Below are 9,745 nucleotides of genomic sequence, written 5' to 3'. Positions count from 1 at the left end.
GGGGGGCCGCCCGCCGCTGGGACCCGGCGCGCCGGTGACGGTCGTCGAGTACGACAACGAGGGCGGCGCCTACGCCCTGGTCGCGCACGTCCTCGCCCAGGGGCACCGGCGGGTGCTCTTCCTCGGCGGCAAGCCGGACCACACCACCGCGCTCGGCCGTGAACGCGGTTACGTCGGCGCCCACCGGGCCCGCGGCCTGGAACCGGACCCGGCGCTGGTCCTGCACGGCGACTTCACCCGCGACTCCGGGCACCGGCTGATGCGCCGTGCCCTCGACGACAAGCTGGAGTTCACGGCCGTGGTGGCCGCCACCGACATGGTCGCGGCCGGCGCCCTGACCGCCCTGCACGAGGCGGGCCTGGACGTGCCGGGCGACGTGTCGCTGGCCGGTTACGACGACATCCCCTTCGCCCGCGACCTCCACCCGGCCCTGACGACCGTGCACGTCCCCTACGAGGAACTGGGCCGGCTCGCCGTCCGTACGGTCCTCGGCCGGGCACCGGACGCGAAGGGCGAGCACCTGCTGCTGGGCACGCACGTGGTGGTGCGGGACTCGGTGGCGGGGGTGGGGAAGGGGTCGCGGGCGCTGCGGTGAACCCGGACCGCCCCGCCTGGTCGCCGTACCGCCGTCGGGTCAGCGTCCTCGTGTTCCCACCCGCCGCAGCCGGCGGACCGCCGATCGCAGCTCGGTGCTGCGGAAGGGGCGGCCGGAGAGGAGGGGCTCGGGCGTGGCGGGGAGCGGGGTCTCATCGGTGCGGGCGGGCTCGGGTGTGCCGTCGGCGGTCGACCACAGATCGAGTTCCGCATCCCGTGGACCGTATGCGATATGCGGCATACCGTCGCCGAAGATCTGTACGGGATGTGCCGCGTCCCAGGCCTCCCACCCCGGATCCCCCGTCGTCGCGAACCGGACCCACGCCCCGTGCATCGCGTCGGCCAGCTCCTGCGGGGCGCCCTCGCCGGCCAGCTTCGCGGACTCGGGCACGCTCCCGGTGTCGAAGACGAAGCCCAGCTCCAGGGCGTGGCAGGCGCCCAGTCCGGGGCGCAGCGACGGCCAGGCGAACTCGTAGACGTACGACGAGCCGGGGCGGGCGTCGGCCAGCCGCTGGAGCGGCAGGCGCAGCAGGTGGTCGGTGACCATCTGGCCGACGGTCTCGGCGGTGCCGGCGTCGGGGTGCAGGGCGCGGTAGCCGCGCGGCACCTCGTGGCCGCAGTGGCAGCGGGCCATCGCGCCGGCCAGGGCGACCGCGCCGAGACGGTCGACGCGTTCCAGCAGGCCGCCCGGGACCAGCCAGAGCCGGTACTCGTCGCTGGTCCAGCCGAGCAGGAGGTCGGTGCCGTGGGCCGTGTCGCCGTCGACGAGGGCCTCCAGGGGATCGCGGGGGACCAGGTCGCCGTCGATGACGATGCCGAAGGCCGGCCCGCCCAGAACGGGGCTGCTGAGTCTGCCGATCTCGGCCTGGGTGCGCAGCAGCAGGTCACGGTCGACGGCGGCGAAGGCCTCCGCGGTGGCGGGGACCTTCAGCCGGTGCGCCATCCGGCGGACCATCCGGCGCACCTTGTCCCGTTCGAAGGCCTCCGGCGGTCCGCTCTGCAGCACGGCCCGCCGGAACAGGCCCTGGGCCTGCGGGGCGGCGATCAGGGCGCCGACGCTGATCGCCCCGGCGGACTGGCCGGCCAGGGTGATCCGCCCGGGGTCGCCGCCGAACGCCTCGATCGCGTCGTGCACCCAGCGCAGCGCGGCGAGCTGGTCGCGCAGCCCGGGGTTGGCGGGGGCGTCCGGGAACAGTCCGTAGCCCTCCACTCCCAGCCGGTAGTTGATCGAGACGAAGACGATCCCGTCCCGGGCGAAGCTCCGTCCGTCGTACACGGGCACCGCCGAGGAACCCCTGGTCAGCGCCCCGCCGTGCAACCACACCAGCACGGGGAGCCGGGCGCCCGGGCCGGGATCGGGCGTCCAGACGTTGAGGTTGAGACAGTCATCCCCCGGTACGACCGGGTCGGAGAGGTACTCGGCGAAGGCGTCGGAGTACGGCGGTTTCGGTGCCGTCGGCCCGAAGGCGCCCGCGTCGCGCACGCCGTCCCACGGCTCGGGCGGCACGGGCGGCCGGAACCGGCGAGGCCCGAAGGGGGGCGCCGCGTACGGGATGCCCCGGAAGACCGCCACGCCGTGCTCGTACCGGCCGCGTACGGCCCCGTACGGCGTCGCGACCACGGGGTCCTGCCCGGTCCTGGTGTCGGGATTCGCCTGGCCTGCCGTCATCTGCCCACCAGCCCTTCGCCGCGCTCGTGCACCGGTAACACCAGAGCACCACAGCGACGCGTGGTATTCCGGTGCACGAGACCTCACGCAGGGCTATTTGGCGTACATGAGAGTGCCGAAACCCAGTTGGTCGTAGCCGCCGCTGGTGGAGCCGTAGTCCCCGCCGCCGCCCTCGGGGGCGACGGAGAAGCACATCTGGGAGATGTACTTGTCGTCCAGGTACAGGCGCCGGTTGTAGTGGTAGTGGAGCATCGCCCAGACGGGGCGGACCTGGCCGCGGGAGGCGGAGGAGATGACGGTCTGCGTCTGCTGGGCGCAGTTCTGGCCGCTGCCCCAGGTGTAGGTGGTGAAGGGGACGGTGGAGCCGAGGTTGTACTTGGCGACGTACTGGGCGGCCTTCATGAACCTGCGGCCGTCGTAGGAGTAGAGGTCGTCGCCCTGGTTCCAGGCCATCTCGCAGATCGCGCCCATCTGGCCCATGCCCATGACGGTGTGCCCCTGGTCGCGGCCCGACTCCTGCCACTGGCCGAGCGCGTAGCCGTCGGAGTCGGTGTGGAGATAGGGCACGGCGTGGGCGATCGAGCCGTTGCCGGCACCCGACTTGAAGTAGGTGACGGCCTGGTCGTACTTGGCGCCGTCGTCGGTGAGGATCCCGATGGCCATGACGGAGGCCATGTTGCACAGGTCCCAGTTCGCCCAGTAGTTGGTGATGCAGGCGTCGTTGTGGCCGGTGAGGAACTGGTTGTTGAGCGGGTAGAAGACCTCGACCATCATCCGCTGGAAGCGGGCGAGGTCGAACCCGCTGTAGCCGCGCATGAGTTCGGCGGCGTTGGCGAACTGCCAGCCGTAGATGCCGGCGGCCAGGAAGCGGTCGGCGTTGCCGGTGACCGTGGTGAGCGTCGACGACCAGGCGTTGAGGATGTCGGCCGCGCAGCGCGCGTTGGCCTCGGTGCCGGCGACCTGCCAGCGCAGGGCGTTCTGGTAGGCGGCGGCGATGTCGTTGTAGAGCAGGCCGTAGTTCTCGCCCGTGCCGCCGCGGATGACGGTGGCCTGCGGGCGGGGCGTCCAGGTGGACTGGGAGTGGGAGTTGGCGGTCAGCCGGTTCCAGCCCGACAGCCAGGGGTCGTCGCCCGCGGCGACCCTGACCTTGGCGCGGTTGATGTCGCCCCAGTTGTGCAGCATGCCGGGGTGGGTGAAGGTGGCGGGTGCCGCGCCGGCCGTGGAGGCGGCCGCTCCGGCGCCGAGCGCGAGGGCGGCGGTGAGGCCGCCGGCGGTCTTCAGCAGACCGCGGCGGCTCACCTCGCCGCGCTGGTGGTGCGTGTGGGGGGAAGTGCGGCTCATGTGTGTTTCTCCGATCCGTGTGGACTACATGGACGTGATGCTCACCTCGTCGAACTCGGTGGTGCTGTGGGCCAGGGGGGCGCGGGAGCAGACCACGAGACCCACGTAGTAGGGGGCGTCACCGAAGCCGGGGATGTCTCCCTCGGCGAGGGGGGTCCAGGTGGCGCCGCCGTCGGACGAGGCGGATGCGGTGAAGTGCGTCCCGGTGCGCTTCAGCCGCAGCAGGCAGGGGGCGGTGACCGCCGCGTTGCCCGTGAAGGTGGACCGTCCGGCGACGGTGGGGCGCAGCATGAGCTGTGCGCTGCTGCCGCCGGTGACGATCGCCCCGGCCGCCTGGTCGAACGGCGACAGGGACTTGGCCATGAGCAGGCCGACCCGGTCCGTGGTGGCGCCGCGCCGGGAGACCAGCCGGGCGGTGACCTCGCAGTCACCGGTGACGGGCCGCCGTACGAACTGGCCTGTCATTCCTTGGTTGTTGACGGTGAGATCGGTCCCGGCGCCCCGGACCACGAAGGTCCCGTCCTCATGGGCGGTGCTGCCGGGGGTGCGGACGGTGACCACACCGAAGGTGCCGTAGGCGCGGTCGTCGAGGACGACGTCGCCGAGGTCGCCGTACGTCCAGGGTGCGGGTGGCCGGGTGCCGACGGTGAGGGTGAGGGTGCCGGTGGTGTCGCCGGCCGCGTTGCCCGCGCTGGTGGTGACGGTGAACTCGCCGGTCGCGGTGGGTGTTCCGCAGATCAGACCGGTGCGTCGGTCGAGGCGCAGACCGTCGGGCAGGCCCTCGGCGGTGAACCGGGTGGGCTCGTGCGAGGCCCGCAGGAGGTGCTGGAAGGGGACGCCCTGGTTCGCGAACGCCGTGGTGGCGGAGGTGAGCCGAGGCGTCGCCGGCGTCGGGGCGGTCGCGGTGGCCGGGCGCGACAGGGGCCCGCGTCCGGCGCAGTTCGTCTTGGCGACGGCGTAGTGGTACGTGGTGCCGGGCGTACCGGTGGCGTCCGCGTACCGGATGCGGGTGCCGAAGCCCACCGGGGCGATACCGGTGGCGACCGTCAGGTAGGGGCCGTCGGCGTCGGTGGAGCGCAGCACCTTGTAGGAGGCCGCGAGGTCCGGGTCGGTCCAGGCCAGCTCCACCGCGTCGGCGCCGGTGGTGGCCCGCAGGTCGGTGGCGGTGCGGGTGGGGCTCGGCACGGACCAGATCTCGCCGCCGGCGCGGGAGACGACGCTGACGTTGTCGAAGGCGCCGGTGCCGGTCTCGGCGTAGTCCTCGTCGACGCCGAGACAGGAGGTGAGGGTGAGGCCCGCGTAGGCGAGGTGCGGCATATCGTCGACCTCGGTCGAGCCGACTTCCGTCCACCGGATGCCGTCCGGTGATATGGCACCGGTGCAGCGGCCGCCGCGCCGGGTCACCCGCACCCAGTACGGCATGCGCATCCGGTAGCCGTCGCCCGCGCCCTCGACGTACGGGGCCTGCAACGGGGTCGCCGACTCGGGCAGCGCGCCGAGGCCGGAGATCGGGAACGCCGCGCTCGTCGTGATGGCCTGCTGCTGGGAGGGCGGTACGGGGGTGCTGCCGGTGGCCGACACACCGGCCCCGGCCCGCGGGCGTACCGTCCACACGCCGCTCCACGTGTGCAGCGGCAGCCCCTGGATCAGCATGGAGGCGTGTGCCGCGTCCGCGTCCAGGCCGGCCCGTACGGTGACGCCGATCTTGGAGTACTGGGAGCTGAGCGGCCACACGATCCGCGCGGTGATCGTGCCGTCGCCGGGCAGCGGCAGGTAGACCAGGCGGTGGGAGTCGGCGTCGCCGGAGGCCTCCAGCACGAACCGCTCGCCGTCGAAGACGGCCGAGCCGGGGATCCTCACGTCCCCGACGTCTCGCGTCGACCACGGGGCGGGCAGGTCGGCGGTGGCCGCCACCCAGGTGGAACTTCCACTGCTCGCTTGGGCGTTGTCCGCGGTGACCGTGTAGTAGTAGGTGCGGCCCGGGCGGGCGTCGCGGTCGGTGTACGCCGGCCGGCCGAGCCCGGAGGCGATCTTCTCGTACGGGCCGTCGGCACGGGTGGCGCGCAGCACCGTGTACGACTCGGCCCACGCCGACGGCAGCCACGTCACGGTGACGGACTTGTCGCCGCCCACCGCGGTCAGACCGGCCGGAGCCGTGGGCGCGGTCGGTGCGGGGGCCTTCGTGCCGGCGTAGGTGAGGGTGCCCCAGCTGGGCAGGTCGTCGTTGCTGCCCTCGACGACGCGGGCGCCGCCGGTGCCGCGGAAGACGGCCGCCTTGGTGTAGGGGGTGTCGAGGCCGCGGACCCCGGCGTAGTGGGCGTACGCCATCTCGTAGATCGGCGGCAGGTTGCCCCGTCCGATCGCGGAAACCGTCTTCTTGACGTACTTGCCGGTGCGGTCCAGGTCGGGGACGAACGGGACGTCGTTGCCGAGGTTGTAGCGGGCGGCGTACTCGACGTTCTTCAGCAGCCGATTGTCGTCGAAGCCGTACAGGTCGACGCCCTGGTTCCAGGCGACCTGCGCGGCGTCGGCGAGCAGGCCGACGGCGAGCTGTTCGTGGCCCTGGTCCCGGCCGGACTCCTGGCCCTGGCCCACGTCGGTGACGATGCGGTGGCGGACGCTGCCGTTGCCCGCGCCGGCGGCGGCGAACCGCAGCGCGTCCTCGAAGAGCGTGCGCTCCTCGCAGAACACACCGATGGCGAGGATCGTCTGGATCGCCGTCAGGTCCCAGTTTCCGTTGGCGTACAGCATGTAACCGGATACGGCCGGATACCACACCCGCAGGAAGGATTCCTCGCAGCGGGCGATGTCCTCCGCCGACCATCCGTCGTATTCCGTGTGCCGCAGAAGCTCGGCCGCGTTGACGAACTTGAAGGCCTGGAGTCCGGCACCGAGCGGCCCGTCCGCGCCGGTGACGGCGGTGAGGGAGGCCGACCAGGCGTTGAGGATGTCGCGGGCCTTGTCGGCGTGGGCGCGGTTGCCGGTGACGCACCACATGAGGGCGTTCTGGTAGGCGGCGGCCGAGTCGGCGACGGCCTGGTTCTGGAAGTTGGTGGGACCGCGACCCCAGGAGGTGATCTGCCCGGTGTTCTGGACGGTGTACGTGGCCTTGGAGCGCGCGTGCGCCGCGAGCGCGAGGTAACCGTCGTGGATCGGGGATTCCTGGGCGGCGACCGCCGCCTTCATACGGGCGAGGTCGGCGGCGCTGTGCAGCAGGCCGGGGTGTCTGAAGGCGGTCGCCTCCTGGCCGGTTCGGGCCCACGCGGGCACGGCGGAGGCGGACAGCAGTCCGCCTCCGGCCACGGCCACGAGTCCCGCCGCGCCGAGGAACGACCGTCGGCTGAGGGGATGCACGAGGTGTCTCCTGGTCTTACGGGTGCTGCACGGTGAGCGTGAGGGTCTTGGTCGCCGTGCCGACGGTGTTCGCGGCGGAGACGGTGACCGCGTAGGTGCCGGGGACCTGCGGGACCCCGGAGATCTGCCCCGTCTTCGGATCGAACTCGAGGCCGCTCGGCAGCCCTTCGGCGGCGAACGACGTCGGCAGCGCGGTCGCGGTGACGAGGTGGTTGAAGACCTGACGGGCGGTGGCGGTGGCCTCGCCCGCGCTGGTGATCTCCGGTGCCGCGGTGGCGGCGGCCGTGGCCGCGTCCAGGAAGCGGAGGTTCTTCACGTGCTCGTTGGCGAACATCGGCACCATGTCGGTGGTCAGGTACCAGCCCGGCTTGCGCATCTTGTCGTAGATGACCGTGCCGTTGATCGCCAGGTTCTGGAAGGTGACGTTGTTGATCGGCCGGTCGGCGTCGTAGCCGGTCATGACCGCCATGTTGGCGTGCGTGCCGTTGTACGCGAGGTTGCGCACGTACACGTCCTGGATGCCACGGCCGGGCGCGGCGTTGTAGCGGTTGGCCATGACGCGCATGTTGATCAGCTGGCCCCAGGTGAAGTCCTCCACCCGGACGTCCTGGATACGAATGTTGCGGATCAGGTTGCGGTCGCCGGGGTTGAGGGCGAAGCAGCCCTGGTAGAGGACCTGCGGCTCGCGGTGCTGGAGGATGTCGATGTTGCTGAAGACGATGTTCTCGATGGTCTCGGGCTTGTCCGGGTTGCCGTGGGTGCCCATGTTCACCGGGTGCGCTACGTCCGCCCACAGGGTGGAGTCGCGGACGGTGACGTTGCGGCAGTCGCCGTAGTAGTCCCAGCGGTGGGCGTAGATGGCGATGCAGTCGTCGCTGTTGCGCATCCAGACGCCCTCGACGAGGACGTCCTCGCTGCTGAACACGTCGATGCCGTCGCCCCACTGGCCGCTGCTGTAGGAGTGCAGGTTGCGGACGGTGACCTGCTTCGACTGGCCGATGGTGCAGGAGTAACCGGTCTTGAGGTTCATCACGAGGATGCCGTCGATCTCGATGTTCTTCGAGAACGCCACCGTGGTGCCGCCATCGGTCTCGGCGATGATGCCGCGGCCGATCAGCCGGGCGTTCTCCACCTTGTTGAACGACACCTGCGCCTTCAGCACGGCGCCGCCGGCCAGGTACACGGTCTTGCCGCTGGGCACCTGGAGCAGGTTGTTCGGGACCGTGTGGATGCCCGGGCCGAAGTAGATGACGTCGGGGTCGTCCGCCTCGGGCCGCGTCTTCTCGATCGGGTTGGCGTGCAGTTGCAGGTTGCCGTAGATGTCGCCGTCGATCTCGATGGAGAGGTTGCGCGGCTCGCTGAGGCTGAAGGTGAGGGTGTCGCCGCTCACCTCGGGGGTGATGCCGTACGACAGCGGGCGGATCCGCGCCGAGGGGATGGCGCCCTTGGACCAGGTGACCTGCACCTCGACGGTGCCGGTGAAGTCGAGGCTGGCGACCGAGGTCTGCCGGACGATGCCGCCACCGGTCTTCTCGTTGATCGTCTTGGTGCCGGCGCGCAGGACCGGCACCGGCTTCCACTGGCCGCCGGGGGTGCGGGCCTTGACGACGAAGGTGGTGTTGATCGGCATCGCGCCCGGTACCGGGTGGATCACCAGCCGGTCGGCGGCCTCGGGTCTGTCGTCCGCGGCCGCGGCCGTGCCCGCCGCCGTGCCGATCAGGGAGTAGGCGGCCGCGGCGGCCCCCGCGGCCTGGATGACGGTACGCCGGGACAGGCCGGTCGTCTGAGTGTCGTTCATGTCGGCATTCCTTGCATAAGAGGGGAGTCGGTCACTTGAGACGGGAGGTGCACATCACGTGCGGCGGGGGGTGGACATCACTTGAGACCGGAGGTGGACATCCCGGCGACGAAGCCGCGCTGGGCGACGAGGAAGACCAGCAGGATCGGCACGACGTACATCACCGAGGCCGCGGCCTGGAGGTTGGTGACGGGGGTGCCGGCCGAGGTGACGTAGGTGGTCATGACGGCGACGGCGAGGGTGGACCGCTCGGTGGACAGCAGGAGCTGTGGGGCGATGTAGTCGCCCCAGGTCCAGGTGAAGGCGATCACGAAGCTCGCGGAGAGCACCGGCCAGGACTGCGGCAGGAAGATCCGCCAGAAGATCGTGGCGTAACCGCAGCCGTCGACGATCGCCGCCTCCTCCAGCTCGCGCGGCAGGCCGGCGAAGAACTGCCGGAAGAGGAAGACGAGATACGGCGTGGCGGACAGGCCCCACAGCACCCACGGCCAGTAGGTGTCGACCATGCCGAGCTTCGCGAAGATCAGGTAGGTCGGCAGCAGCGTGATGAGCTGGGGCAGCATCATCGAGCCGAGCAGGATGCCGAACAGGGTCTTCTTGCCGGGCGCGTCCAGGCGGGCGAAGCCGAAACCGACCCAGGCGGAGCTGAGAGTGACGAGGGTGGCGTAGACGAAAGCGATGATCAGGGAGTTGCGGGCGTAGCCGAGGAAGTCGACGAGCTGGTAGGCGTCGGTGAAGTTGTGCCACTGGAACCGGTCGGGCAGCCAGTGCACGGGGGAGGCGGCCAGTTCGGCCGGGGTCTTCAGCCCGGTGAGGATCAGCCAGCCGAAGGGGCCGAGGAACAGGCCGGTGAGGGCGACGAGGACGGTGTAGAGGACGAGACGGCCGCCGCGTATCCGCACCCGCGACGCGGAGCCGGGGGGCGGGCCGGCCTCGGTCGGCTTCGCGTGCCGGCCGGTGGCGGTCGCGTTCGGGAGCGGGCTGGTGGC

The 9,745-nt window shown here is 71.3% G+C and carries 6 protein-coding genes; 1 reads left to right on the top strand and 5 read right to left on the bottom strand.

Annotated features, from left to right (window positions below; translation table 11 throughout):
* A partial coding sequence (locus ALMP_RS18375; protein ID WP_264929554.1) for a LacI family DNA-binding transcriptional regulator occupies positions 1–595 on the top strand: 595 nt, incomplete at its 5' end.
* A 39-nt stretch (positions 596–634) separates the two neighbouring features.
* On the opposite strand, the gene ALMP_RS18370 is transcribed toward ALMP_RS18375, so the two are convergent.
* The 5 genes from ALMP_RS18370 to ALMP_RS18350 all read right to left on the bottom strand — a co-directional run bounded on the left by ALMP_RS18370 (position 635) and on the right by ALMP_RS18350 (position 9,658).
* Complete coding sequence (locus ALMP_RS18370) at positions 635–2,263, bottom strand: carboxylesterase/lipase family protein (RefSeq protein ID WP_264929552.1); 1,629 nt, start codon at positions 2,261–2,263, stop codon at positions 635–637.
* Positions 2,264–2,356: 93 nt separating this feature from the next.
* Complete coding sequence (locus ALMP_RS18365) at positions 2,357–3,604, bottom strand: alginate lyase family protein (protein ID WP_264929550.1); 1,248 nt, start codon at positions 3,602–3,604, stop codon at positions 2,357–2,359.
* A 24-nt stretch (positions 3,605–3,628) separates the two neighbouring features.
* Positions 3,629–6,958 (bottom strand): alginate lyase family protein, encoded by a 3,330-nt coding sequence (locus ALMP_RS18360; protein ID WP_264929548.1) that lies wholly within the window; start codon positions 6,956–6,958, stop codon positions 3,629–3,631.
* Positions 6,959–6,974: 16 nt separating this feature from the next.
* On the bottom strand, positions 6,975–8,756 hold the full coding sequence (locus ALMP_RS18355) for a putative Ig domain-containing protein (protein WP_264929546.1): 1,782 nt from the start codon (positions 8,754–8,756) through the stop codon (positions 6,975–6,977).
* A 77-nt stretch (positions 8,757–8,833) separates the two neighbouring features.
* Entirely contained in the window at positions 8,834–9,658 is an 825-nt protein-coding gene (locus tag ALMP_RS18350; protein WP_264929620.1) for a carbohydrate ABC transporter permease, read from the bottom strand.
* Between the last annotated feature and the right edge of the window lie 87 nt (positions 9,659–9,745).

Source organism: Streptomyces sp. A012304, from assembly GCF_026008495.1.
In the GTDB taxonomy this organism is placed as follows: domain Bacteria; phylum Actinomycetota; class Actinomycetes; order Streptomycetales; family Streptomycetaceae; genus Streptomyces.
Note: the sequence above shows the minus strand (reverse complement) of the source record. Positions and strands in the feature narration are given on the sequence as shown.